Source organism: Pseudogulbenkiania sp. MAI-1 (assembly GCF_000527175.1).
GTDB lineage: Bacteria > Pseudomonadota > Gammaproteobacteria > Burkholderiales > Chromobacteriaceae > Pseudogulbenkiania.
Genome location: NZ_AZUR01000001.1, coordinates 124,322 through 149,882 on the forward strand (window position 1 = coordinate 124,322; position 25,561 = coordinate 149,882).

Sequence of the window (25,561 nt, forward strand, 5' to 3'; positions counted from 1 at the left end):
CGTCCCGTAAAAAAGCCCCGGAGAATGAACTCCGGGGCTTTTTTCGTTCTGCTGGGGGCGGACGAAGCTGGCTAGCGTAGGATGGGCGGAGGCGCTGACTGAGCAAGATAGCGCAGCGTGGCGAAGGAATAGGCGCCGCAACCCATCGGCGAGGCAGGTCGGGGCCGGGCATGATGCCCCCGCGCCCAATCCCGCACGGCATCACACCGTGCTGTCTTCCTCGACCAGTACCTCCTCATGGCCCACCTTGCCGGCGTAACGCAGCTCGATCTCCTGCGTCAGCTCGTCGATGCGGATCACCGCCAGCCGCACCTTGTCGCCGCTGGCGAGCTCCGGCAGGCCGGGCACGCGCAGGCGCAGCGGCAGGCCGTCGATGCGCACCAGGTCTTCCTTGATCAGCGTCGCGGTCGGTTCGGTGACGCCTTCCTGGCTGAACCAGCGCAGGCACCAGAAGTGCTCCATGCGGTCCTGGAAGGCGAGGTAGGCGCTGTAGGTGGCGTCGAAGTCGCGCAGGATGGCGAACAGCATGGCGTTGCCCTGCTCGAACTCGGGCTTCTCGCCGCGGATCATCGCGGTGAGCTGGCGCTGGTTGACGAAGTCGGTGGCGCGCCGCAGCGGCGAGGTGGACCAGGCGTACTGCGCCACGCCGAGTCCGACGTGCGGCTCCGGACGGGTGGTCATGCGCACCTTGCCCATGCTCTGCGCGCGGTACATCGCCGGGATGTCGGCCTCGGCCAGCATGCGGCCCCACTCGCTGTTGGCGAGGATCATCAGCTCGGACACCAGTTTGTCCATCGGTGCGCCGCGTTTGCGCAGCGTGATCTGCACCTTGCCGTCGACCACGTTAAAGTTGTAGTCCATCTGCACCGGGCGTGTCGGGTCGTACTTGCCACGGCGCTTCTCCAGCGCGTTGGCGAACTGCCACAGCCAGGTCAGCTCGCGCTTGAACGGGTAGTCCGGGCCGCCGTCGGGGAGGGCCAGCGTCTCTTCGTTGAACACCTGCTCCAGCTGGGCGTGGCGCAGGTTGGCGGCGATGGTCACGCGCTCGATACGGCTCTCGTAGCCGACCGGCTCGAATTCCGGCGTCACCTCGACGTACAGGCTCACCGCCGGGCAGGCCTGGCCTTCCTTCAGCGTGAACAGCTCGACCAGCTCGTCCGGCAGCATGGTGATCTTGTCGCCGGGGAAGTACACGGTGGAGAGGCGCTGGAACACCAGTTTCTCGATGTCCGAGCCCGGCGCCACGCCCAGCGTCGGCGCGGCGATGTGGATGCCGACGCGCTGATTGCCGTTAGGCAGTGCGACCAGCGACAGCGCATCGTCGATCTCGGTGGTGGCGGCGTCGTCGATCGAGAACGCTGCCACGTCGGAGAGGGGCAGTTCGTCTTCGCCCGGCAGCACCGGCGCGGCGTACTGGCCAAAACCGGTGCCCTTGGGGAAGTATTCCAGCAGGAAGCCCGCCATCAGGTAGTCGGGCACCGAGGGGATGCCGCCGACCTCGGCCGCCAGCCGCACCGGCGGCAGGTTGCGCTCGCGGCAGGCCTGGTCGAAGGCCTTGAACTCCAGCGTGTTCTTGTCCGGGCGGAATAGCAGCGTCATCAGCTGGGCGCGGATGGCGTCCGGCAGACGGCCGGCCTTCAGTTCGGCCACCCAGCCGTCGATCTGCTCCTGCTCGCGCTTCTTCTTCTCGATGCCGGCCAGCGCCGCCTTCAGCGACTCTTCCGGCGCCGCCTTGAAGCGCCCCTTGCCCTTCTTGTAGAAGTACATCGGCGCCTCGAACAGGCGCTGGATGATGGCGGCGGCTTCCACCGCGCTGGGGGCATGGCCCCAGTAGTCGGCTGCCAGCGCCTCGAAGCCGAATTCGTCCTGGCCGCTCACTTCCCACAGGAAGTCGACGTCGATCTCGGCGGCCAGCTTCTCGACCGCCGGCAGGAACTCGGCCAGCGCCGAGTTGAATTCCAGCATCACGCTGGCCGACTTGATCTTGGCGCGTTTGCCGTGGAGGGTGTCGACCTGCAGGCTGGCGTCATTGCGGGACACCACGGCGCCCACCTTGAAGCTGCCGCTTTCTTCGTAAAAAACGTTCATGGCGCGTCAGGCTAGTTGTTGCTTGCAAACGCTGCAGTATACCAGCAGGGGCCGGCATGCCGCCGGCCGGGTGCAAAAAAGCCCGCAGCATGTGCGGGCTTTCGGCGGAGCGGTGGGGCGGCCTATGCTGCAAGGTGCAAGCGCACGTTGTGCTCGACCATCATCTTGGCCAGCGGCTCCGGCGGGGTTTCGTCGGTGAACACGGCGTGGAATTCGCTGATGTGGCCCATGCGTACCAGCGCGTTGCGGCCGAACTTGCTGTGGTCGGCGGCCAGGTAGCGGTGGCGCGCATTGTTCATCATCGCCTGCGCCACGCGCACCTCGCGGTAGTCGAAATCGAGCAGCGAGCCGTCCGGCTCGATGCCGGACACGCCGAGGATGGCGTAATCGACCTTGAACTGGTTGATGAAGTCGAGCGTGGCCACCCCGGTGATGCCGCCGTCCGAGGCGCGCACCACGCCAGAGGTGATCAGCACGTTGAAGTCGGGGTTGGCTGACATGATCGATGCCACATGGATATTATTGGTGATCACGCGCAAGCCCTTGTGGCTGGCGGTGAGCGCCTGGGCCACCGCCTCGATGGTGGTGCCGATGCTCATGAACAGCGAGGCGTGATCGGGGATGTGCTCGGCGATCATGTCGGCGATGTGTGCCTTCTCGCTTTGCAGCTTGCCCTTGCGCGCCACGTAGTCCTCGTTCTCGACGCTGCTGCCGAGCGCGGCGCCGCCGTGATAGCGGCGCAGCAGGTTTTCCTCGCACAGCTGGTTGATGTCGCGGCGGATGGTCTGCGGGGTCACGTCGAGCAGCCGGGCCAGTTCCTCGATCGGCATGAAACCATTTTCGCGGACCAGTTGCAGGATCTTCTCGTGGCGGGGGGAGCGGCTCATGTTGGGTTCGATTCCGAAAATCTGTCGTCTGTTAATTAACATATTTTGTCGCTTGCGGGCAAATCGGCACGCGATTTTGTCGGCGCGGCGCGCCAATCGAAAGGAGTTCGGCTTATGACTGCCACCCTGCTGGTGATCGATCAGGGCACCACCAGTACCCGCGCCATGCTGTTCGACGCGCAGGGCCGGGTGTTGCAGCGCGCCCAGCGCGAGCTGCCGCAGCATTTTCCGCAGCCGGGCTGGGTGGAGCACGACCCCGAGGACATCTGGCGCGACACGCAGGCGCTGGTGCGCGAGGTGCTGGCAAGTGGCGCGCGGCCGGCGGCGCTCGGGCTCACCAACCAGCGCGAGACCACGCTGCTGTGGGAGCGCGCCAGCGGCCGGGTGCTGCATCGCGCCATCGTCTGGCAGGACCGGCGCACCGCCGAGCGCTGCGCGGAACTGGCCACGCCGGAGAACGCCGCGCTGGTGAGCGCCAAAACCGGCCTGGTGCTCGATCCCTACTTCTCCGCCAGCAAGCTCGCCTGGCTGCTCGACCACCTCCCCGGCGCGCGCGAACGCGCAGAGCGCGGTGAGCTGGCGTTCGGCACCGTCGACAGCTTCCTGCTATGGCGCCTGACCGAGGGGCGGGTGCACGCCACCGACGCCAGCAACGCCGCGCGTACGCTGCTGTTCGACATCCACCGTCAACAGTGGGACGACGCGCTGCTGGCGCTGTTCGACATCCCGCGCGCACTGCTGCCCGAGGTGCGCGACAACGTCGCCGATTTCGGCACCACCACCCTGTTCGGCCTGCCCTTGCAGATCACCGCGCTGGCCGGCGACCAGCAGGCTGCCACCGTCGGCCAGGCCTGTTTCGAGCCGGGCATGATCAAGTCCACCTACGGTACCGGCTGCTTCCTGGTGCAGAACACCGGCAGCCAAGTGCTGACCTCGCGCCACCGCCTGCTGTCGACGGTGTGCTACCGGCTGGAAGGGCGCACCACCTACGCGCTGGAAGGCAGCATCTTCGTCGCCGGCGCCGCCGTGCAATGGCTGCGCGACGCAGTGCGGCTGATCCACTCCGCCGGCGAGAGCGAGACGCTGGCGCGCCAGCTCCCCGACACCGGCGGCGTCTACCTGGTGCCGGCGTTCACCGGGCTCGGCGCGCCGTACTGGGACCCGCTGGCGCGCGGCGCCATCATCGGCCTGACGCGCGACTCCGGCATCGCCCACATCGTGCGCGCCGCGCTGGAGTCGGTGTGCTACCAGACGCGCGACCTGCTGGAAGCGATGCAGGCCGACGGCGCGGCGCGCCCGGCCAGCCTGCGCGTGGATGGCGGCATGGTCGGCAACGACTGGCTGATGCAGTTCCTGGCCGACATGCTGGCGCTGCCGGTGGAGCGGCCGGCGGTCAGCGAAACCACCGCGCTTGGCGCGGCCTTCCTGGCGGGACTGGGGGCGGGGGTGTACGGCTCGCTCGATGAGCTGGCCGCGTTGTGGCAGCGCCAGCAGCGCTTCGAGCCGGGCATGAGCGAGGATCGGCGCGCGGCGCTGTACCAGGGCTGGCGGGTGGCGGTGGCACGCACCCTGAGCCAGCCCGGCTGAAGGTCAGCGGACCGGCGTTCAGCGCGCCGGCCCAGGGAAGAGGCTCAGTGTCCGGCCGGCTTCAGCTCGGCCAGCATGCGCGTGAGGCCGGCCATCACCGAGGCGTTGGCCTGTTCCATCGCGGCCAGTTCGGTCAGCGCCTGTTCGTAGCGGCCGGCGTAGAACAGCTCGACGGCGCGGCGGGCGTGCTCGTGCACGTCGCGGTGCGGGGCTTCCAGCGCGGCGTAGCCCGGCAGGCGCGCGAAGCGCTCCTTGCCCTCGCCGTAATACCACTGGCCGAGCCGGCACTGGGTCTCGTCCGGCAGCGCCTCGGGGCGCGTCTTGGCGATGCCCATGAACACCTTGTACACCTCCAGCTTGACCGTCAGCTCGTCGAGGTTGGCGAGCTCGACGCCGGACAGCTGTGCCGCCGCGGCGATTGCCGTTTCCATCTGCTGCGACAGGCCGTAGAGGCGCTGCATGCTGACCACCGCCTCCTGACTCTCGGTCGAGAAGCGGCTGGCGTCGTCGGCACCCAGCTGCATGGTCTGCTTGGCGCTCTGCGTCTCGCCCTGGATGGTGCCGACCAGCGCGGCGATCTCGGTGGTGGCCTTGGCGGTGCGTTCCGCCAGCTTGCGCACCTCGTCGGCCACCACGGCGAAGCCACGGCCGCTCTCGCCGGCGCGGGCGGCCTCGATGGCGGCATTCAGCGCCAACAGGTTGGTCTGGTCGGCGATGTCCTTGATCAGGCGCACGATGCCGCCGATCTGTTCGGCCTGCTGGTACAGCGCCTCGACGTTGGCCGACGCCTGCTGGATGCGCTCGAACATGCTCTGCAGGTCGGTGGCGATGCGCTCGAAGCCCTGGCGGTTGGCGTCGGACTGCGCCGCCACCTCGCGTGCCGAGGTTTTTTCCCGGTTTAGCGAGTCGGCCAGCCCGAGGAAGGATTGGCGCACGCCGTCCAGGGTCTCGCCGAAGCGCCCGACGTTGGTGAACACCCCCTCCAGCATGCTGCGCTCGCGCTGCAGCCGCGCCAGCTCCTCGGCCTGCTCGGCGTGGGCGCTTTCCAGTTGGGCAAGCCGCTGCTTCAGCAGCGCGTTCTCTTGCTGCAAGCTGGCGTTGGCGGTTTCGGACTGCTGCAGGGCGGTGCGGGTTTTGCTGAATAACACGGTATCTCCCGGAGGCTAGGGTGGCGCGGATGGGCCGATAGTCGTTCATCTTACCCAGTTATGCGCCGGAAGAAATTGACCCTGATGAAATATTCTTCTGCCGTCGTGATTTTGCCGCCGTTGGGCACAAGTTGCCCTCTTCTCGAGCGTAGCGAGGCTCCCTTGCAGGGCAAGGGCAGGGGGATGGGGAATGGCGGGACAGGCTGCGGAATCAACCACCGAGGTGGAGAGGCCCGGCTTTGCCGGGTCCTGTAAAAACGCATCACAGCACGTTGTCAGCAGCCAGAGGCCGGGACATGCCCGGCCTCTGTGTGTCATGGCGTGGCGTATCAGCCGGCCAGACGGGCGCGGTGGCGGGCGATCTGGGCGCGGACCTGATTCGGGGCGGTGCCGCCGACGTGGTCGCGCTGCGCCAGCGAGCCTTCCGGCGTCAGCACGGCGAACACGTCCGCCTCGATCAGCGGCGAGAACTCGCGCAGCTTCTCCAGGCTGAGGTCGGCGATATCCACGCCCTGGGTCTCGGCATGGCGCACGGTCAGCGCCACCACCTCGTGGCTGTCGCGGAACGGCAGGCCCTTTTTCACCAGGTAGTCGGCCAGGTCGGTGGCGGTGGCGAAGCCCTGCAGCACGGCGGCGCGCATCGCGTCCTTCTTCACCGTGATGCCGCGCATCATGTCGGCGTAGATGCGCAGCGTGTCGATCAGCGTGTCGGCGGTGTCGAACAGCGGCTCCTTGTCCTCCTGGTTGTCCTTGTTGTAGGCCAGCGGCTGCGCCTTCATCAGCGTCACCAGCGCGATCAGGTGGCCCACCACGCGGCCCGACTTGCCGCGCACCAGCTCCGGCACGTCCGGGTTCTTCTTCTGCGGCATGATCGACGAGCCGGTGCAGAAGCGGTCGGCGATGTCGATGAAGCCCACGCGCGGGCTCATCCACAGGATCAGCTCTTCCGACAGGCGGGAGAGATGCACCATCACCAGGGAGGCGGCGGCGGTGAATTCGATGGCGAAGTCACGGTCGGACACGGCGTCGAGCGAGTTGTGGCAGACGTCGTCGAAGCCCAACAGCTGCGCGGTGTAGTGACGGTCGATCGGGAAGGTGGTGCCGGCCAGCGCCGCCGCGCCCAGCGGCAGGCGGTTCACGCGCTTGCGGCAGTCGGTCATGCGCTCGGCGTCGCGCGACAGCATCTCGACGTAGGCCAGCATGTGGTGGCCGAAGGTCACCGGCTGGGCCACCTGCAGGTGGGTGAAGCCCGGCATCACGGTGTCGGCGTTGGCTTCGGCCAGGTCCAGCAGGCTGGTCTGCAGCTCGGCGATCAGCGCCACGATGGCGTCGATCTGGGCGCGCAGCCACAGGCGGATGTCGGTGGCGACCTGGTCGTTGCGCGAGCGGCCGGTGTGCAGGCGCTTGCCGGCGTCGCCGATCTTGTCGGTCAGGCGGCGCTCGACGTTCATGTGCACGTCTTCCAGGTCCACGCTCCACTCCAGGCGGCCGGCGCGGATGTCGTCCAGGATCTCGGCCATGCCCTGGCGGATCGCCGCCACGTCCTCGTCCGACAGTACGCCGGCCTTGTTCAGCATGGTGGCGTGGGCCAGCGAGCCCTCGATGTCGAACTCGGCCAGACGCTTATCGAAGTCGACCGAGGCAGTGTATTTCTTGACGAGTTCGGAGACCGGCTCGGAGAAGCGGCCGGACCAGGCATGGCTGTCTTGCATGGCGGTGGATACCCAGGGTTAGGCAAAGGGGAAGCGGTGATTATAAGACAAAAGCCTGTCGGCACGGCGAATCGACCGACAGGCTTGTGATCGGCCTAGCCTGATGATGGTCCGGGCCGATAACTGTAGCTAGAAGTCATGAGATTGGGCCGTGCCGCAGTCCGTTGTCAAACCTGTATACGGCTGAGATACGTTGCTGTCGGTAAAGCTCAGGCTGGTGCCTTTGGCTAGGTTGAAGTTGAACGTCCAGTTCACTCCGTTGTGTGAGGAAGTGGTTGCCGATGGGCTGACGGTGACCGTCGAATTGCCCCTCTTGGCCTTGATGGCAATCGTGGTCGTGCAAACGACCGGCGTCGTATCGGTCCCGGTGTCCGTTCCGCTTCCGGTGTCGCTGTCGGAACCCGTCCCCGTCCCGCTATCGCCGCCGGTTCCGCTGCCCGAGCCATTGTTACCCGTGCCGTTGCCCGTACTCGAACTGTTCGAACCGACCGTGGCGATCAGCTCGCCCGAGCGTTTCGGGTCGATGCCGCTGATGCGGCTGGTGAGCACGGCGCTTTGGTTCTGGTTGCGGCTGTCGGTCCAGCTGACGGTGACCGTCACGGTCTTGTAGGCCGGGCTGCTTGAGCTGGTGACGCTCCAGTTGCGGCTGAAGTTGGCGCTGCTGCCACTGCCGGTGGCCGCGTTGACGCTGTCCGAGCCGGCGGCGATGCTGGCATACAGCGCGTAGCGCAGTTCCTCCAGCTTCTGCTCCGCCAGCACCACCGCTTCGCTGCGCTCCTTGGCGGCGGCGCTGCCGTTCATGATCTTGCCGTAGAGGCCGCCGATGGCCAGCAGGCCGCCGCCCAGCACCACCAGAGTGATCAGCACTTCCAGCAGACTGAAGCCGCGCTGGCGCGTTGAGGGGCTGGTGCGCATCAGAAATCCCTCCACGAGGCGGGCAACTTGGCCAAATCCATGGCAATGGTGTAGCTCGGCACGCTGCCGCCGGGCCAGGGGTAGAAGTCGGTATTGGCCGTGAGCTTGGTGATGCTGCCCTCGGATACCACGCTGCCGTGGATGGTGCTATTGCCCCAGCCCTGGTCGCTGCCGCATTCGGCGGCGTAGTAGACGATGCCGTAGATGGTGACGTTGCCGTTGATCTTGGGGCAGCCGGCCCCGGTGTCGAAGATCAGGATGCCGGGGCTGCTGGCCGTCCCGACGTCGTCATGCCAGTTGCCGGAGAACGGGTTGCTGCTGTCGTAGTAGTAGATGGCGTCGGTGGAAGACTGCGCCGCGAGTTCCTTCATATCCGCCTTGGAGGTGGCGAACACGTAATCCCAGGCGCTGGTGGCGAAGACGTTGCCCTCGGTCACCCCGCCGTTCATGCCCAGATGGCCGGGGACGACGCAACTGCTAGCCTGCGACGATTTGATCACGACATCGCCGCTATTGGCCGGGTGGATGTCCGGGTTGCCGGTCACGCCGCTCAGGCAGCCGTTGATGATCAACGGCGGCACGCTGCTGACATTGAAGCTGATGGTCTTGGCGTGGATCTTCTGCCGTACCGTGGCGCTGGCGTCGCCGCTGGCGATGGCCCGGACCTCGAGGATGGAGGTATTGGCCGAGTTGCGCCACAGCGTGACGGCGACGCTGTAGCCGCCGAGGGTCTGGCTGGCCACCGACGACGGCAGCACCGCGCGCTGGTTGTTGCCGCTCGGGCCGGTGGCGTCGCTGCTCCAGGCGAGGCCGCCGTAGTTGCCCGAGACATCGAGCCAGGACACGGTGTAGTCGACCCCGCCGCGCGCCGCTTCCAGCGCCTTGGCCTGGTAGTACTGGTTGTTGCCGGTTTTGAGCTCGAGCAGCATGCCGGAGCTGGTGTTGAAGATCAGCAGGCTCATCAGGAACAGCATGATCAGCGCGACGGCCAGGGTGGCCAGGCCGTGCTGGCGCGAGAGCGGGGAGGGGAAGTGTCTCATCGGGCGTGCCTCAGCTGGCCTGGAACAGGTCGTTTTCCAGCTTGACCGTTTCGGTCAGCGTCTGTTTGACGCTGCTGTCGCTCTTGAGCTGCCCGGCCAGCGTGATGGTCACGGTGCGCGTCAGGATGTTGGGGCCGGACGTGCCGCTCAGGTAGTAGGGGGTCGAGGCCAGGCTGAAGCTGAGCGTGCCGATGGTGGTGACGTTGCTGTCGGACAGCGCTTCCCAGCTGTTGTTGGCGCCCGGGATGCAGCCGTAATCGCTGCCGCCGCTGCGCAACATGGCCGTGCCGTTGCTGAGCAGCACGCCGTACCGCTCGTCGCTGTCCTGGCTGCCGTCGCCGTCGCGGTCGTAGCTGTACAGGATGCAGCCCGCCGTGGCGGTGTTCACAGTGCCGAACGGGTTGCTGTAAGCGGCGGAACCGACGCCCACGCCGCTGCTGGCGTTGCCCCAGTAGCCGGCGCGGCGTACGTCGCGGCTGATCAGCAGCATGATGGCGCGCAGCTCCTGGTTGAGACGGGCGGCCTTCATCGTGCTGGTGTTGCTCTTGAGGCCGGTGGTCAGGAAGCTGGTCATGCCCAGGAGCAGCACCAGGCTGATGCCGACCGACACCATCAGTTCGATCAGCGAAATGCCGCGTTGTCGGGATCGGTTCAGCATGAGGGGTAGGCACTGGTAAAGCCGCTGCCGGCGGGGGAACACAGGCTGACGCGGCCAAGCAGCGCCAGGCTGACGGTAGCCTGCTTGCCCCGCGCCGACTGCAAGGTGACGGCGCCGGAGCCGAGCGCCACGCCGCGCACCGGGTCGAAGCCGGTCTGGCCGGCGGCGAAGGTGATGCTGGCGGCGTCGGGAATCGATACCTGGCTGAAATCGGCGGCCGTGACCCGTTTCAGCGCGCAGTAATTGGCGGCGGCGCTGTTGCTCACGCTGCAGTCGCAGGCGCTGCTGCCGAGCACCATGCCGTAGCACCAGCTGCTGCCGCTCTGGAAGCTGACGACGACGTTCTGGTTGTTGCGGATGGCCTCCGAACGGGCGAACTGCAGGTCGGCGTACAGCGTGTCGGCGGCCGAGGAGAGTCGTCCCCGGTCGATAAGGTCGCCGAACGACGGCACCGCCAGCGCCATCAGGATCGCCAGCACCGCCAGCGTCACCAGCAGCTCGACCAGGGTGAAGCCGCGATGGCGCGCACGCGGGGAGAAGCCCGGCATTCACTTGCTCCAGCAGGCGCTGGGCGTGGCGGTCTGCGTGGCGCCGGATTGCTGCAGCGTGAGCGTGGTGCAGCCGCTGTCCGAGGCCTGCGAGCTGCCGCTGACCGCGCTGGCGGTGAGGGTGTAGCCGGTGCCCGAGAGGTTGCTCACCGCCAGCGTGTAGTAGCCGCTGTCGGTGCTGGAACTCATGCCCAGTTGCGCCAGCGTGCCGTAGCTGCTGTTGTTGGCGCGGTATTTTTCCTCGGCGAACTGGAGTGCGCGCAGGGCCACGGTGGCATCGCTGCGGCGGCTCTTCCGCACATAGCTCTGATAGGCCGGCAGGGCGATGGCGGCGAGGATGCCGACGACGACGAGCACGATCAGCAGTTCGATCAGGGTGAAGCCGGTGCAGTGGAGGCGGTGGGAGGACGAGTTGGGCTCAGCGTTCATTTATTCTTATCAATACCCTTGGTATTTTGTTTGCTTTGTTAATGATTTCAATGACTTATGGGCATGCTAATTAGTTTCTCGAAGAAATTCCATATTTCCATACAAATATTTGTATGAATTTGATCTGGCTCAGATGTCCTGTTGCAGGAAGCCCGTTGCGCGTGCCGCCTGTCGGCCGGGCCGGCGCCGGTATGCCGCCGGGGCAAGAAAAACGGCAGCCTATGGGCTGCCGTCGTGTCGGGAGGGAAGGCCGAAAGGCTTTCGGCTATGAGTCGGGCGGGATCAGCCGCTGTTCCTCAGCCCGGCCGAGATGCCGTTGATGGTGAGGTGGATGGCGTACAGCGCCTCGGCGTCGTCCGGCTGCTCGCGCAGGCGGCGCAAGAGCTCCGTCTGCAGCAGGTTGAGCGCGTCCAGGTAAGGCAGGCGGGTGTCGAGGCTGCGTCCCAGCGTCGGGTTCTTCTCCAGCAGCTTGTGCTGGCCGCTGATGGCGAAGAACGCCTGCTGGGTCCTGTGCCATTCCTCGCTGATGCGGGAAAACAGCGTGTCGGCCAGGCGGCGGTCGGACACCAGGTCGGCGAAGCCCTTGGCGATGTTGAGGTCGGACTTGGCCAGCACCTGCTCCATGTTCGACAGCACCACCTGGAAGAACGGCGAGTCGGCATAAGCCTGTTTCAGCCGCGCCAATCCCTCGTCGCCGTGGCGGCCGAGGTAGGCCGACACCGCCGAGCCGAAGCCGTACCACCCCGGCAGCATCACGCGCGACTGCGCCCACGAGAACACCCAGGGAATCGCCCGCAGGTCGCGGATCGAGTTGAGGCTCTTGCGCGAGGCCGGGCGGCTGCCGATGTTGAGCTTGGCGATGGCGCTGATCGGCGTGGCCTCGAGGAAGTACTGCATGAAGCCCGGGGTCTCGACCAGCTCGCGGTAGGCGGTGAAGGCGTGGCCGGACAGCTCGCTCATCAGCTCCTCGTCCACCGCGTTGCTCGGGTGGTGGGTGAGGCTGGCTTCCAGCGTGGCGGCCACCAGCGCCTCGAGGTTGCGCGCGCCGATGTCCGGGTCGGAGTACTTGGAGGCGATCACCTCGCCCTGTTCGGTGATGCGGATGCGCCCGGCCACGCTGCCGGCCGGCTGCGCCATGATCGCCTCGTAGGACGGGCCGCCGCCGCGCCCGACCGAACCACCGCGGCCGTGGAACAGCTTGAGCTTGACGCCGGCGCGCGCGAAGCTTTTCACCAGCCGCTGTTCGGCCTGGTAGAGCTCCCACTGGCTGGTCAGGTAGCCGCCGTCCTTGTTGCTGTCGGAGTAGCCCAGCATCACTTCCTGGATCTGGCCGCGGCTCTTCAGGAGCTGCTGGTACCATGGCAGCGCGAACAGCGCGTCCATCACCGTGGTGGCGTTCTGCAGGTCGGCGATGGTCTCGAACAGCGGCACCAGGTTGATGCTGGCCTGCGGGATGCCGTTGTCGAGCCGGATCAGCCCGGCTTCCTTCAACAGCAGCGCCAGCGCCAGGATGTCGCTGACCGTGGCGCAGTTGGAGATGATGCTCTGGGCGATGGCGTCGACGCCGAATTGCTGCTGGATGCGCGCCGCTTCGCGGAAGATCGCCAGTTCCTTTTCGCTGTCGGCGCTGTAGGCGAGGTAAGGGGAGTAGAGCAGGCGCGGCGTGGCCAGTTCGCGCAGCAGCACGCGCACCCGCGCCGCCTCGTCCAGTGCTGCGTATTCTTCCAGACCGGCACGGGCGAACAGCTCGCCCACCACCGCCTCATGGATGGCGGCATGCTGGCGCATGTCGAGCGGCATCAGGAAGAAGCCGAACACGTCGAGCGTGCGCATGAGGCGGCCGAGCCGGCCCTCGGCCAACAGGCCGCTGCCGTGCTCCTTGAGCGAGTCGACCAGCGCCTGCAAATCGGCGACCAGCGCGGCGCAGTCGGAATAGGGCTCGCCCAGTGTCCAGCGCCCGCGCGCCTCCACGCCCAGGCGCGCCGCCGTCACCGACAGCCGGCCTTCGATGGTGGCGAGCGCGCGGCGGTAGGGCTCCTCGCGGCGGCTCTCGGCCAGGTCGGGCGAGGCCGCCGACAGGGCCTGCACGGCGGCGCTGACGCTGACGTGGCGCTCGGACAGCGACAGCTCGCGATACAGGCCGGCCAGTTCGTAGAAGTAGTGGCGGAACGCCTCCTCGGCCTGGCGCGTGATGGCGTGGCGCATCACGCCGGCGTCGACGTTGGGGTTGCCGTCGCGGTCGCCGCCGATCCAGCTGCCGACGCGCAGGAAGGACGGCAGCTCGACCGCTTGCCCCCAGTGCTCGGCGATCAGCCGGCCCAGGCGGTCGTAGAGTTTGGGCATGGCGCTGAAGAAGGTCAGCGGATGGTAGGCCACGCCGTTTTCGATCTCGTCGCGGATCGACAGTTTGAACGGGCGGATCTCCGAGGTCTGCCACAAGGTCAGCATGACGCGCTTGAGCTTGGCTTCCAGCTCGGTTTCCTCGTCCGGGGTCAGTTCCGGGGAGGTGAGCTGGGAGAGGAATTTGCGCACCGCGCGGTGGCCGTCGAGCACGCTCTGGCGCTGCACCTCGGTCGGGTGCGCGGTCAGCACCGCCACCACCGAGGCGTCGGCCAGCGTGGCAGCCAGCTGGCCGAAATCGACGCCATCCTGCTTGAGGCGCGCCAGGGCGCCCGTCAGGCTGCCTTGCTGCGGGGCCGAGCCGGCGATCTGGTGGGCGCGGCGGCGGCGGGTGTGGTGCAGGTCCTCGGCGATGTTGAACAGCTGCGAGTACAGGCCACAGGCGCGCACCAGCGCGGTGGTGGCGCCGGGCGACAGTCGCTCCAGCACCGAGCGGCTGCGTTCGCCGCCGGTCAGTGCGTCGGCCGGAATGGCGCGCACTTCCTCATAGACCTCCTGGCCTTCCTGTTCGAGCAATACCTCGCCCAGCAAGCGTTCCAGCCGCGCGATGCTCGCTCTTAGTGGGAGGTCCTTGTCCTGGTCCGTCATTCGATTAACTCCGTCTGTAGGGTGAAGTGTGATGCTTTATTTTTTGTCGCTTGCGGCTCTGTGTCCGGTCGCCGCTGCCGGGCAGGGCGCCGCACCTTCTCCCCAGATAGTGCCATGTCGCCCGCCCTCCTGCTACTCCTTGATTTTGTTCCTATCCCGCGCGGCGACCCGCGGCCGCGAGGTGGCCTTCCGTCCAGGCCGTTCCGGGGTGCTGTTGGGTTATTTATGCGTCATGTTTTTTGGTTTTCCCCAGGGTTGTGCCAGCCGGCGGCGCGAGCGGGATGCCCACCCTTTTGGCCTAGGGTTGGCAGCCCGCCGGCCGTGCTAGAATCGGCGGTAACCGTTTCCCCATTACAGGACCGCGTCCATGGACAAAATCGTCATCGCCAGCCGCGAGAGCAAGCTCGCCATGTGGCAGGCCGAGCACATCAAGGCCCGGCTCGAGCAACTCTACCCCGGGCTCGCCGTCGAGATTCTCGGCATGACCACGCAGGGCGACCAGATCCTCGACAAGACGCTGTCGAAGATCGGCGGCAAGGGCCTGTTCGTCAAGGAACTGGAACTGGCCCTGCAGGAAGGCCGCGCCGACCTCGCCGTGCATTCCATCAAGGACGTGCCGATGAACCTGCCGGAAGGCTTCGCGCTGGCCGCCATCTGCGAGCGCGAAGACCCGCGCGACGCCTTCGTCTCCAACCGCTACCAGAGCCTCTCCGAACTGCCGGACGGCGCCGTGGTCGGCACCTCCAGCCTGCGCCGCGAGTCGCAGCTGCGCGCGCGCTTTCCGCACCTGACCGTCAAGCCGCTGCGCGGCAACGTGCAGACCCGCCTGAAGAAGCTCGACGACGGCGAGTTCGACGCCATCATCCTCGCCGCCGCCGGCCTCAAGCGGCTCGGGCTCACCGAGCGCATCCGCTGCGAGCTGGCGCCGTCGGAGAGCCTGCCGGCGGTGGGCCAAGGCGCGCTGGGCATCGAGATCCGCGCCGACCGCGCCGATCTGATGGCGCTGCTGGCGCCGCTCGACCACGCCGACACCCACGACTGCGTCACCGCCGAGCGTGCGCTGTCGCGCGTGCTGGGTGGCAGCTGCCAGATTCCGCTGGGCGGCTTCGCCATGCTGAGCGACGACGTGCTGACGCTGGGCGGCTTCGTGGCGCATCCGGACGGCTCGGTGATGCTCACCGCCAGCGCCAGCGCGCCGCGCCAGTATGCCGAGGCGCTCGGCCGCGCCGTGGCGCAGAAGCTGCTCGACGCCGGCGCCGCGCCGCTGATCCAGGCCGTGATCGACGAAGGCCAGAACCGGTGAGCCTGGCGGGGCGGCGCATTCTCGTCACCCGGCCGCCGGCCCAGAGCGCGCGGCTGATGGCGTTGCTGCGTGACGCCGGGGCCGAACCGGCGCTGTTGCCGGTGCTCGACATCGTGCCCGACGAGCGCGCCCTGGCGGCGTTGCCCAGGCTGGCCGTGACGGCCGACTGGCTGATCTTCGTCAGCCCCAGCGCCATCGATGCCGCCTGGCCGGTGCTGGCGCCGCTCAAGCTCAAGGCCCGGCTGGCCTGCGTCGGCGCCGCCAGCGCCGGCAAGCTCGCGGCCCTGGCCGGGCGCCCGGTGCTGCATCCCGCCGAGGGCAGCGACAGTGCCGCCTTGCTGGCGCGCCCCGAACTGCAGCGGCTGGCCGGCCAGCGCGTGCTCATTGTGCGCGGCGTCGGCGGCCGGGCGGAACTGGGGGAGACCCTCGCCGCGCGCGGCGCCCGCCTCTCCCTGGCCGAGGTCTACCGCCGCGTCGATGGGGAGCCGGACTGGTCCTTGCTGGAGGCGCCGGTGGATGCGCTGGTGCTGACCTCCAGCGAGACCGCCGAACGATTATTCCGTCTGGCTGGCCGCTCCCGAAGCCTGACGTTACAATGCCTGTTGTACTGCGTTCCGCATCCGCGCATTGCCGACACGCTGGCGGCGCACGGCGTGACACGCATCGTGACAACCCAGGCCGACGACGCCGCACTGGTCGCCGGCCTCAGCGAATGGTTCTCCCGTCACCCATGAACGAAATCCAGACTGCCGAGATCGGCAAACCGGCCGCGAAGAAACCCTTCCCGCTGGCGCTGCTGGTGGCGCTGGCGGCGCTGGGCCTGTCCGGCTGGCAGCTTTACTCCACCCAGCAGGAGCTGACCGCCACCCGCCAGGAACTGGCCCGTCGCCTGGCTGAATCCGGCGGCAGCGCCAAGGAAACCCGCGTGCTGGTCGACCAGGCCCTGGCCACCGTCCGCGCCAGCGACGGCAAGCTCGCCCTGCTCGAGGCGCGCGTCAACGAATCGGCCGGCCAGTACGCCACGCTGAACGGCATGTATCAGGAGCTGACCAAGAATCGTTCCGACTGGCTGCTGTCCGAAGTCGAGCACACGCTGGCGATCGCCAGCCAGCAACTGCAGCTGGCCGCCAACGTGCCGGCCGCACTGCAGGCATTGGAAATGGTCGACGCCCGCCTGGCGCGCTTCGACCAGCCGCAGCTGATCGCGGTGAAGAAGGCCGTGGCCACCGACCTGGAAAAGCTCAAGGCCCTGCCCTACCTCGACACCGTCGGCCTGACGGTGAAGATCGACCGCCTGCTGCTGGCGGCCGACACGCTGCCGCTGGTGGTCGGCCACCACCGCCTCGGCAGCGCCAAGGACGCGCTGATCCAGCCCGCCAAGCCGGCGGCCGACGCGCCGCTCTGGGAACGCCTGTTGGCCGACCTCAGCGGCAGCCTGGGCGAGCTGGTGCGCATCCGCCGCATGGACAAGCCGGAAGCGCTGCTGTTGTCGCCGGAACAGGCCTTCTTCCTGCGCGAGAACCTCAAGCTGCGCCTGCTGGACGCGCGCCTGGCGCTGACCCAGCGCGACGGTCAGACCTTCGGCTCCGACGTGGAAGCGGCCAAGAGCTACGTCGAACGCTACTACGACCGCGACGCCGCGGCGACCAAGGCCTGGCTGTCGCTGTTGGCCGAGCTCAAGGGCGCACCGCTGGACGTGACGCTGCCTGACCTCTCCGCCAGCCTCAAGGCGGTGCGCGAGGCGCAGGGCGGCGCGGGGGGAACGCCGTGAAATTCGTGCTGTGGATTACCGGCCTGTTTGCGCTGGCCGTGCTGGTGGGGCTCGCCTCCACGCTGAATACCGGCTACGCCATCCTGTTCCTGCCGCCGTACCGGCTGGAAGTGTCGTTCAACCTGCTGATCGTGGCGGTGATCCTGCTGATCGTGGTGGCGCACCTGGTGCTGCGGCTGATCGGGCTGGCCACCGGCCTGCCCGAGGAAGTGCGCCGTTTCCAGCGCCAGAAGAAGCTGAAGGCGGCGCGCCACGCGCTGCGCGAGGCCGGCATCGCCTTCTTCGAGGGGCGGTTCCAGCGCGCCGAGCGCGAAGCGGTGCGGGCGCTGGCCGACGAGTCGGCGCCGGAGAACAAGGCGTTGGCGCTGTTGATGGCGGCCCGCTCGGCGGCGGCGATGCAGGACCTCGAGAAGCGCGACGGCTACCTGGCCCAGCTCGACGCCTTGCCGGAGCGGCTGCAGCTGGCGCGCCACATGCTAGACGCCGAGCTGAAGCTGGAAGCCAAGGACACCCTGGGCGCCCTGTCCGCGATCGAGCGCGCGCGCGCCATCTCGCCCAATCTGACCAACGCCCTCAAGCTGGAACTCAAGGTGCGGCTGCTGCAGAAACAGCCGGAAGCGGTGCTGGCGCTGACCGAGAAGCTGCTCAAGGCCGAGGCGCTGGAACCCGACCGCGCGCGGCGCTATCGCCTGGCGGCCTATACCCAGCAGCTGGACGGCTTCGCCCAGGGGCAGGAAATCCGCGACTGGCTGCGCCGGGTGCCGGAGGTGGAACGGCAGAACCCGGTGCTGGTCGGCCGTATCGTGGAGCGGCTGATCGTGTTGGGCGAGGCCGACTACGCCGCCACGCTGATCGCCGGCGCCCTGGGCGACGACGAGCAGGCGACCCCGGAACTCGCGCGCGAGCTGGGCCAGCTGGCCGAGCACCTGTCCGCCGAGAAACGGCTGGAGCTGTTGAAGGAGGCCGAGGGCTGGCTCAAGCAGCGCCCGCGCGATCATTTGCTGTTGCTGGCGCTGGGCCGGTTGGCGCTGGCGCAGCAGCTGTGGGGCAAGGCGCAGAGCTACCTGGAAGCCAGCGCCTCGATCGAGCCGACGCTGTGCGCGCACGCCGAGCTGTCGCGCCTGTTCACCGCCATCGACAAGCCCGAGCTGGCCGAGCGGCATTATCAGCAGAGTCTGGAGCTGGCGTTGCAGCAGGGCTGTTGAGCGCTGGTGAATAAATCTGCTCACCCCATTTCTCGAGCGTAGCGAGGCTCCCTTGCAGGGCAAGGGCGGACTGCGTGCGAATCTTTAGATTCGCTCAGCGAGGGATTGGGAATAGATGGGAAGGCTGCGGAATCAAACACTTAGGTGGATAGGCCCGGCTTTGCCGGGTCCTGTAAATACGCATCGAAGTACTTTGTTAGCAGCCTGGAAGGTCGCCTCGGCGACCTTTTTCTTGCCCGGAGTGCGCTGCCTCAGCGCGTGAAACCGAGTTCGGCGAGTTCGGCGGCGTCGAGGTGGCGCCACTCGCCCTCGTCCAGCTCGCCCAGCCGCAGCGCGCCGAGCGCGACGCGGTGCAGGTCCTGCACGCGGTTGCCGGCGGCGGCGATCATGCGCTTGACCTGGTGGTACTTGCCCTGGGTGATGGTCATCAGGATGGTGATCTCGTCCACCACCTCCACCTGGTCCGCCGCCACCTTCTCGTTGTCGTCCTTCAGGAACACCCCGGCCTTGAGGTGCTTGACCAGCGCCTCGCTCACCGGGTGCTTGAGCGTGACCTCGTAGCACTTGGGCACCTGCTTCTTGGGCGAGGTCAGCGCGTGCACGAACTGGCCGTCGGTGGTCAGCAGCAACAGCCCGGTGGTGTCGACGTCGAGCCGGCCTACGGCGGCGATGCCCAGCTGCGAGAACTGCCACGGCAGCAATGTGAACACGCTGGGGTTGTGCATCGGCTTGTGCGAGGTCTCGTAGCCGGCGGGCTTGTGCAGCAGCAGGTAGAGCGGGTGGTCGAGGATTTCCCACGGTTCGCCGTCGACCACCAGCTCGCCCAAGGCGGCGGGGTCGACTTCGCGACGGTAGTCGTCGACGACGTCGCCGTCGAGTTCGACCAGGCCGTGTTCGATCAGCTTGCGGCATTCCTTGCGGCTGCCGAAGCCCTGTTGGTGTAGCAATCGGTAAAGTTCCATGGCCGCGATGGTAGCACGCCGGCCCCGCCGCCGTTCAGTCGGCCAGGGTGGCGGGGCGGGGGGGAGGCACCTCCAGCCCGGCCGGCAGCTCGGCCACGCAGAGGCGGTCGCGGCCGCTGCTCTTGGCCGCGTACAGCGCGGTGTCGGCGGCGTGTATCAGGCACCCGGCGTCTTCGGCGTGCAGCGGGCTGCAGGCCAGACCGATCGAGACGGTCACGTTGAGGGTGTGGTCGAGCGCCTCGATCGGCACTTGCTGCACCACGCGGCGCAGTTGCTCGGCCTTGGCGATGGCGTGCTCCAGGCTCATGCCGGGCAGCACGATCAGGAATTCCTCGCCGCCGTAGCGGCAGACGATGTCGTTGCTGCGCAGGCTGTCGCGCAGGCGGGCTCCCAGCGTGCTCAGCACGCAGTCGCCGGCCTTGTGGCCGTAGGTGTCGTTGATGCGCTTGAAATGATCGGCGTCCAGCATCAGGAGCGCCAACGGCTTGCCCAAGGCCAGGGTGTGCGCCATCACGCGCGGCAGCGTCTCGTCGAGGTAGCGCCGGTTGAACACCCCGGTGAGCGGGTCGCGCACCAGTTGTTCCTTCAGTCCCGACTGCCGCGACTCGATCTCGTTCAGGTGCTGGCGCAGCGCCTCGTTGGCGGTCTTCAGGCTGTGCTCCAGGCGCTTGCGCTCGCTGATGTCGTTGATGCCGGTGATGACGTGCAGCGTGCCGGCGGAGCGCACCAGCGTGCACGAGATCAGCGCCCAGAATACCCGGCCGGCGGTGTCCTGCAGCCGCACCTCGTGATCGCGCAGCTGGCCCTTGTCGCGCAGCCGCGCGGACACTTCGTCGCGCGTGCCGGCTTCGACGTAGAAGTCGTCCACGGTGAGCCCCCGCATGCTGTCCAGGCGGCCCTTGAACATGTGCTCGGCGCGCTCGTTGGCGTAGGTGATGACGCCGTCGGACAGCCGGCTCAGCACCAGCGGGAACGGCGCGGCGTCGACCAGCTGCTTCTGGCGCGCCTCGCTTTCGGCCAGCTGGGCGGTGCGTTCCGCGACCTTCTCCTCCAGACCGTGATTGGCGCGGCGCAGGCGTTCTTCGGCACTGCCGCGCTCGGCGATCAGCGCGCCCATGATCAGCAGCGTCACCGACTGGCTCAGCACCATCATGCCGGCGTTGAGCAGGGCCAGGCCCGAAGGGGAATCGCGAAACACCCCGTCGCCGCCGGCCGCCCCGGCGAGCGCCAGCAGCAGGATGCCGAACGCCAGCCAGTGGGCGGTGCGCAGCGATGCCCGCGCCGCGGTCCACATCAGCGGGATGATCAGCAGATAGGGCGCGGCGGCGTACAGGTCATGCGGGTCGCTCAGGCCGAGGAACAGCAGCGCCGCCGTCAGCAGGGTGGCGCCGCTGACCGTGGCGACCTCCAGCGGTGACGCGTGCCTCGGGATCGCCGGGTCCAGGCCGTCTCGCCGGCTGAGGAACAGCAGCGGCGGAGCGAAGAACAGCGTGCCGGCGGCGTTGGCGAGCCAGATGGCGAACAGGTGCCGCAGGGCGTCGCCGAGGCCGGGAAAGCGCCACCAGGGCTGAGCCAGCAGGCAGCCGGCGGCGGCGATCAGCGTGGACAGGCCGACACCGGCCCAGAGGAAGTGGAGTACGTCGCCGAGGCGGTAGAACGGCAGCCCGCCGGAACAGTGGCGCCGGATCAGCATGCCGCCCAGCAGCGGCCCCACCGCCGCACCCAGCGAGGCCAGCAGCGCGCCGGGCCAGGGCGTGGCCAGGATCAGCGTCTGCACCGCCAGGGCACCCAACAGCAGCGCCGGCCAGACGCGCGGCCCCCAGCGGATGACGGCGGCCAGGGCGAGGCCGGCGGGGAGCCAGATGGTGGCCGGGAAGGGGTCGTGCGGGGCGAAGAAGCGCTGCATCAGCCAGCCGCAGCCTCCGTACAGCAGGCCGAGGGCCAGCAGCACGAGAGGACGGCGGGGCTGCCGCCAATGGAGGCGTGACGAAGCGGGCATGCGCTTATCCTGTGGCGCCCCGTCGTGGCGGAGCAACCTTGTTGTCATAATCTGCCGAGCATATTGGGGTCGCCGGCAGAAAGCGAGCCTCCGCGGCGAAGAAAGGCGGGCTCTGGGGTGTTTATGGTGTCGGGGGTGTGGTGGAAAAAACACAGGCATGCCGCCGGCCACCGCCGCCGTCCGTCCGAAAGGCCGGGGAGCCGGCGCAGTGAGCAACATATCTGATTGATATAACGCAAGCTTTTTACCATGATGACCATCATGTAAAGCGGCATTTGAAAGGACGGCGATGCGTTATTCCTCGCGGCACAAGGCGGAGGTACGCCAGCAAATCATCCGGACGGCGTCCTGCCGCTTCCGGTCGGAGGGCATGGACGCGGTCGGCATCGCCAACCTGATGGCCGATCTCGGCCTGACGCACGGCGGTTTCTACAGCCACTTCCGCGACAAGGAAGCGCTGGTCGCTGCTGCCTGCCGCCACGGCTTCGACGAGCTGCAGCAGCGGCTGGCCGAGCTGCTGCAGGCGGTGCCGCCGGAGGAACGGCTGGCGGCACTGGTGGAACACTACCTCAGCCCGGAGCACCGCGACCGCCCCGACGACGGCTGCGTGGCGGCAGCCTTGGGCGGGGAGGTGGCGCGGCGCGACCAGCCGTCGCGCCAGGCCTTCACCGCCGGGGTGGAGGCGCAGCTCGCCCTGCTGGCGAACTGTCCACCGCTGCGCGCCGGCGGCGCGATGACGGCCAGCGCGGCGTTGGCGCTGATGGTGGGGGCCTTGCTGCTGTCGCGCGCGGTCAGCGATCCGGCGCTGTCGCTGCGCTTTTTGGATGAGGCGAAGCGGGCGCTGGCACCGCCGACGGAGTAGCCGGCGGTGTGCCGACGTTGCCGGCTCAGTGGCCCTTCTCCGCGATCAGGCCGTCGGCGCGGAACATCGCCTTGATGCCGCGCACCGCCTGGCGGATGCGCGCCTCGTTCTCGATCAGCGCGAAGCGCACGTACTCGTCGCCGTAGTCGCCGAAGCCGACGCCCGGCGACACCGAGACCTTGGCCTTTTCCAGTAGCTGCTTGGCGAATTCCAGCGAGCCCAGCGCGCGGTAGGGCTCGGGGATGCGCGCCCAGATGTACATCGAGGCCTTGGGCAGGTCGACGTTCCAGCCCACCTCGCACAGCCCCTTGTAGAGCACGTCACGGCGCTTCTGGTAGGTGGCGGCGATGTCCTTGACGCACTGCTGGTCGCCTTCCAGCGCGGCGATGGCGGCGATCTGCAGCGGGGTGAAGGTGCCGTAGTCGTGGTAGCTCTTGATGCGTGCCAGCGCCGCCACCAGGTCCGGGTTGCCGACCATGAAGCCGATGCGCCAGCCGGCCATGTTGTAGCTCTTGGACAGCGTGAAGAATTCCACCGCGATGTCCTTGGCGCCCGGTACCTGCATGATGGAGGGCGCCTTCCAGCCGTCGAACACGATGTCGGCGTAGGCCAGGTCGTGCACCACGAAGATATCGTGCTTCTTCGCCAGCGCGATGACGCGCTCGAAGAAGTCGAGCTCGACGCACTGCGCGGTGGGGTTGGACGGGAAGCCGATGACGATCATCTTGGGCTTGGGGTAGCTGCCGCGAATGGTGCGCTCCAGCTCGGCGAAGAAGTCGACGCCGGGAATCAGCGGCACCGAGCGGATGTCGGCGCCGGCGATCACCGCGCCGTAGATGTGGATCGGGTAGCTGGGGTCGGGCACCAGCACGGTGTCGCCGCGGTCGAGCGTGGCCAGCATCAGGTGCGCCAGGCCTTCCTTGGAGCCGATGGTGACGATGGCCTCGGTATCGGGGTCGATGTCCACCTGGTAGCGCTCCTGGTACCAGCGCGAGATCGCCCGGCGCAGGCGCGGAATGCCCTTGGAGGCCGAATAGCCATGGGTATCGGGGCGCTGCGCCGCCTCGGTGAGCTTGGCGACGATGTGCGGCGGCGTGGCGCCGTCGGGGTTGCCCATGCTCATGTCGATGATGTCCTCGCCGCGGCGGCGGGCGGCCATCTTGAGCTCGGCGGTGATGTTGAAGACGTAGGGGGGGAGGCGGTCGATGCGCGCAAAGCGGCGCTTGCCCGATGCAGACATGGCTTTTCCTTGACGTAAGCGCCCGGAACCGTCCGAGCGACGTCCTCCCGACACAGGAGGTGGATCGATACTAAGCGCACGGCATGGCGGCGTCCAGCGGGGCGTGGGCGGGGCTGTGGCGGCGGCGTCATCCCTGCCGTGTGCGGTGCGCAAAAAAGAAGGGCGATCGCGACGATCGCCCTCGGAGGGAACAACGCGGGTCATTCCAGTCAGGGTACGGCGTGGCCCTGGGCCGCCTCGAGCAGGGCGAACCAGTGCTGGCGCTCGAGCGGCAGCGTGGCGGCGCGCGCGGCTTCGTCCAGTGACGCCAGCCGGCGCGAGCCGACGATGGGCAGCGGCCGCGCCGGGTGGCGCAGCAGCCAGGCCAGCGCCAGCGTGGCGGGCGCGACGCCGAGTTCTTCGGCCAGGGTAGTCAGCACCCGGTGCAGGGCAGGGTGGGCCGAGGCGTCGAACAGCCGGCCGCCGGCCAGCGGCGACCAGATCATCGGCCGCACGCGCCGCTCCAGGCACTGGTCGAAGCTGCCGTCGAACAGCGGGGCTAGGTGCAGCAGCGAGGCCTCGACCTGGTTGGTGACGAGCGGCGTGCGCGAGGCCAGCAGCGCGAACTGGCTCGGGCTGAAGTTGGAGACACCGAAGTGGCGCACCTTGCCGGCTCTTTGCAGCGTGGCGAAGGCTTCGGCCACTTCGTCCGGGTCCAGCAGCGGGTCCGGGCGGTGGATCAGCAGCAGGTCGAGGTGGTCCGTGCCCAGGTGGCGCAGCGAGTTGTCGACCGAGGCCAGGATGTGCGCCCGGCCGGTGTCATAGTGCTTCACCGTCCAGCCGCGCGCGGCGTCGGGCGGCTTGATGCCGCACTTCGTCACCAGCTGGATCTCGCCGCGGCGCGCCGGGTTGGCCTTGAGCCAGCGCCCGAACAGCGCCTCGCAGGTGAACCCGCCATACAGGTCGGCGTGGTCGAAGGTGGTGAGGCCCTGCGCGATGGCGTGCTCGATCCACGCTGCCAGCGCGGCGTCGTCGAAGTGCCATTCGTCGAGCCGCCATGCCCCGACCGCCAGCGCCGACAGTTCCGGGCCGCCATCGGCCAGGCGGACCTTGCCGATGGGCGTGCTCATGCGATGCGCACCTCGGTTTTGGGGTCGAACAGCACCGCCTTGGACACGTCGAACACCAGTTCCATGGCGTCGCCCGGGCGCTTGGCCTCGGTGGGGTGGGCGCGGCAGCACACCTTGGTGTCGTTGAGCGTGACGAAGATCAGCGTGTCCGGGCCGGTGGGCTCGATCACCTTCACGTGGCATTCCATCTGCGGCAGGTCCTCGCGGTGCGCGGTGCGCGCGTCGGTGATCTGCTCCGGGCGGATGCCGAAGATCACTTCCTTGCCGATCCAGGCCGAGAGCTTGGCCCTCTCGTGCGGCAGCGGCAGTACCACGCAGCCCTTGTCGTCGCACACTTTCACGCCGAGCTGGCTACCGGATTCCACCACCGTGGCGGGGATGAAGTTCATCGACGGCGAGCCGATGAAGCCCGCCACGAACAGGTTGGCCGGGTTGTCGTAGATCTCCTGCGGGCTGCCGAACTGCTGCACGATGCCGTCTTTCATCACCGCGATGCGGTCGCCCAGCGTCATCGCCTCGATCTGGTCATGCGTCACGTAGACGATGGTCGACTTGAGGCGCTGATGCATCAGCTTGATCTCGGTGCGCATCTCCACGCGCAGCTTGGCGTCGAGGTTGGACAGCGGTTCGTCGAACAGGAAGATCGACGGGTTGCGCGCCAGGGCCCGGCCCATCGCCACGCGCTGGCGCTGGCCGCCGGACAGCTGCGAGGGCTTGCGCTCCAGCAGGTGGGTGATCTGCAGCATCTCGGCCACGCGGTTCACCGTGGCGTCGATCTCGGCCTTGGGCTGCTTGCGGATCTCCAGCCCGAACGAGATGTTCTGGCGCACGCTCATCGAGGGGTAGAGCGCGTAGCTCTGGAACACCATGGCGATGTCGCGGTCCTTGGGCGACAGGTCGTTGACGCGGCGCTCGCCGATGCGGATGTCGCCCGAGCTGATGTCGTCGAGGCCGGCGATCATGTTGAGCAGCGTGGACTTGCCGCAGCCCGAGGGGCCGACCAGGATCAGGAACTGGCCGTCGTCGATGGCGATGTCGATGCCCTTGAGCACGTCGGTGCCGTTGTTGTAGGTCTTGCAAACGTTGTCGATGGAAAGCGAGGCCATTGTC

The 25,561-nt window shown here is 67.8% G+C and carries 21 protein-coding genes; 6 read left to right on the top strand and 15 right to left on the bottom strand.

Annotated elements, in window-relative coordinates:
- Positions 1 to 201 precede the first annotated feature (201 nt).
- Positions 202 to 2,088 carry a ribonuclease catalytic domain-containing protein gene (locus tag PSEMAI1_RS0100505; protein WP_024300973.1) on the bottom strand — a complete coding sequence of 629 codons (1,887 nt, stop codon included), beginning with the start codon at positions 2,086 to 2,088 and terminating at the stop codon, positions 202 to 204.
- A 122-nt stretch (positions 2,089 to 2,210) separates the two neighbouring features.
- Positions 2,211 to 2,975, bottom strand: coding sequence for a DeoR/GlpR family DNA-binding transcription regulator (locus tag PSEMAI1_RS0100510; RefSeq protein WP_024300974.1), 765 nt, complete (start codon positions 2,973 to 2,975; stop codon positions 2,211 to 2,213).
- 114 nt (positions 2,976 to 3,089) lie between these two features.
- On the opposite strand from PSEMAI1_RS0100510, the gene glpK reads away from it, so the two are divergent.
- Positions 3,090 to 4,562 (top strand): glycerol kinase GlpK, encoded by a 1,473-nt coding sequence (gene glpK, locus PSEMAI1_RS0100515; protein WP_024300975.1) that lies wholly within the window; start codon positions 3,090 to 3,092, stop codon positions 4,560 to 4,562.
- A 44-nt stretch (positions 4,563 to 4,606) separates the two neighbouring features.
- Here the strand turns inward: glpK and PSEMAI1_RS22365 are convergent, their stop codons facing one another.
- The 8 genes from PSEMAI1_RS22365 to ppc all read right to left on the bottom strand — a co-directional run bounded on the left by PSEMAI1_RS22365 (position 4,607) and on the right by ppc (position 14,000).
- A complete protein-coding gene (locus PSEMAI1_RS22365) occupies positions 4,607 to 5,710 on the bottom strand; it encodes a methyl-accepting chemotaxis protein (protein ID WP_024300976.1) in 1,104 nt (367 codons plus the stop codon).
- A 329-nt stretch (positions 5,711 to 6,039) separates the two neighbouring features.
- A complete protein-coding gene (gene argH / locus PSEMAI1_RS0100525) occupies positions 6,040 to 7,422 on the bottom strand; it encodes an argininosuccinate lyase (protein WP_024300977.1) in 1,383 nt (460 codons plus the stop codon).
- Positions 7,423 to 7,551: 129 nt separating this feature from the next.
- Positions 7,552 to 8,337 carry a prepilin-type N-terminal cleavage/methylation domain-containing protein gene (locus PSEMAI1_RS20820; protein ID WP_024300978.1) on the bottom strand — a complete coding sequence of 262 codons (786 nt, stop codon included), beginning with the start codon at positions 8,335 to 8,337 and terminating at the stop codon, positions 7,552 to 7,554.
- Entirely contained in the window at positions 8,337 to 9,377 is a 1,041-nt protein-coding gene (locus PSEMAI1_RS0100535; RefSeq protein ID WP_024300979.1) for a hypothetical protein, read from the bottom strand. The genes PSEMAI1_RS20820 and PSEMAI1_RS0100535 overlap by 1 nt, the downstream gene beginning before the upstream one ends.
- Positions 9,378 to 9,387: 10 nt before the next feature.
- Positions 9,388 to 10,035: a PilW family protein gene (locus tag PSEMAI1_RS0100540; protein ID WP_024300980.1), complete on the bottom strand. Its 648-nt coding sequence runs from the start codon at positions 10,033 to 10,035 to the stop codon at positions 9,388 to 9,390.
- A complete protein-coding gene (locus tag PSEMAI1_RS0100545) occupies positions 10,029 to 10,583 on the bottom strand; it encodes a GspH/FimT family pseudopilin (protein ID WP_024300981.1) in 555 nt (184 codons plus the stop codon). The genes PSEMAI1_RS0100540 and PSEMAI1_RS0100545 overlap by 7 nt, the downstream gene beginning before the upstream one ends.
- Positions 10,584 to 11,012, bottom strand: coding sequence for a type IV pilin protein (locus PSEMAI1_RS0100550; protein WP_024300982.1), 429 nt, complete (start codon positions 11,010 to 11,012; stop codon positions 10,584 to 10,586).
- 282 nt (positions 11,013 to 11,294) lie between these two features.
- Entirely contained in the window at positions 11,295 to 14,000 is a 2,706-nt protein-coding gene (ppc, locus tag PSEMAI1_RS0100555) for a phosphoenolpyruvate carboxylase (protein WP_024300983.1), read from the bottom strand.
- A gap of 367 nt (positions 14,001 to 14,367) precedes the next feature.
- Between ppc and hemC the strand changes: the two genes are divergently transcribed.
- From hemC to PSEMAI1_RS0100575, 4 genes are read left to right on the top strand one after another with little or no spacing between them, the layout of a single operon-like run.
- A complete protein-coding gene (gene hemC / locus PSEMAI1_RS0100560) occupies positions 14,368 to 15,303 on the top strand; it encodes a hydroxymethylbilane synthase (protein ID WP_024300984.1) in 936 nt (311 codons plus the stop codon).
- On the top strand, positions 15,300 to 16,037 hold the full coding sequence (locus PSEMAI1_RS0100565; RefSeq protein WP_024300985.1) for a uroporphyrinogen-III synthase: 738 nt from the start codon (positions 15,300 to 15,302) through the stop codon (positions 16,035 to 16,037). The genes hemC and PSEMAI1_RS0100565 overlap by 4 nt, the downstream gene beginning before the upstream one ends.
- Complete coding sequence (locus tag PSEMAI1_RS0100570) at positions 16,034 to 17,074, top strand: uroporphyrinogen-III C-methyltransferase (protein ID WP_024300986.1); 1,041 nt, start codon at positions 16,034 to 16,036, stop codon at positions 17,072 to 17,074. The genes PSEMAI1_RS0100565 and PSEMAI1_RS0100570 overlap by 4 nt, the downstream gene beginning before the upstream one ends.
- Complete coding sequence (locus tag PSEMAI1_RS0100575) at positions 17,071 to 18,279, top strand: heme biosynthesis HemY N-terminal domain-containing protein (RefSeq protein WP_024300987.1); 1,209 nt, start codon at positions 17,071 to 17,073, stop codon at positions 18,277 to 18,279. Before PSEMAI1_RS0100570 ends, PSEMAI1_RS0100575 begins: the two co-directional genes overlap by 4 nt.
- A gap of 251 nt (positions 18,280 to 18,530) precedes the next feature.
- Here PSEMAI1_RS0100575 and PSEMAI1_RS0100580 read toward each other — a convergent pair whose 3' ends face one another.
- Together PSEMAI1_RS0100580 and PSEMAI1_RS0100585 are read right to left on the bottom strand one after the other, a co-directional pair.
- Complete coding sequence (locus tag PSEMAI1_RS0100580) at positions 18,531 to 19,241, bottom strand: pseudouridine synthase (RefSeq protein ID WP_024300988.1); 711 nt, start codon at positions 19,239 to 19,241, stop codon at positions 18,531 to 18,533.
- 34 nt (positions 19,242 to 19,275) lie between these two features.
- Positions 19,276 to 21,240, bottom strand: coding sequence for a diguanylate cyclase (locus tag PSEMAI1_RS0100585; RefSeq protein WP_024300989.1), 1,965 nt, complete (start codon positions 21,238 to 21,240; stop codon positions 19,276 to 19,278).
- 289 nt (positions 21,241 to 21,529) lie between these two features.
- On the opposite strand from PSEMAI1_RS0100585, the gene PSEMAI1_RS0100590 reads away from it, so the two are divergent.
- On the top strand, positions 21,530 to 22,102 hold the full coding sequence (locus tag PSEMAI1_RS0100590) for a TetR/AcrR family transcriptional regulator (RefSeq protein WP_024300990.1): 573 nt from the start codon (positions 21,530 to 21,532) through the stop codon (positions 22,100 to 22,102).
- Between the two features lie 25 nt (positions 22,103 to 22,127).
- Here PSEMAI1_RS0100590 and alaC read toward each other — a convergent pair whose 3' ends face one another.
- The 3 genes from alaC to PSEMAI1_RS0100605 all read right to left on the bottom strand — a co-directional run bounded on the left by alaC (position 22,128) and on the right by PSEMAI1_RS0100605 (position 25,557).
- Entirely contained in the window at positions 22,128 to 23,342 is a 1,215-nt protein-coding gene (alaC, locus tag PSEMAI1_RS0100595) for an alanine transaminase (protein ID WP_024300991.1), read from the bottom strand.
- A 209-nt stretch (positions 23,343 to 23,551) separates the two neighbouring features.
- Positions 23,552 to 24,451, bottom strand: a complete 900-nt coding sequence (locus tag PSEMAI1_RS0100600; protein ID WP_024300992.1) for an aldo/keto reductase family oxidoreductase — start codon at positions 24,449 to 24,451, stop codon at positions 23,552 to 23,554.
- Positions 24,448 to 25,557 carry an ABC transporter ATP-binding protein gene (locus PSEMAI1_RS0100605; protein WP_024300993.1) on the bottom strand — a complete coding sequence of 370 codons (1,110 nt, stop codon included), beginning with the start codon at positions 25,555 to 25,557 and terminating at the stop codon, positions 24,448 to 24,450. The genes PSEMAI1_RS0100600 and PSEMAI1_RS0100605 overlap by 4 nt, the downstream gene beginning before the upstream one ends.
- Between the last annotated feature and the right edge of the window lie 4 nt (positions 25,558 to 25,561).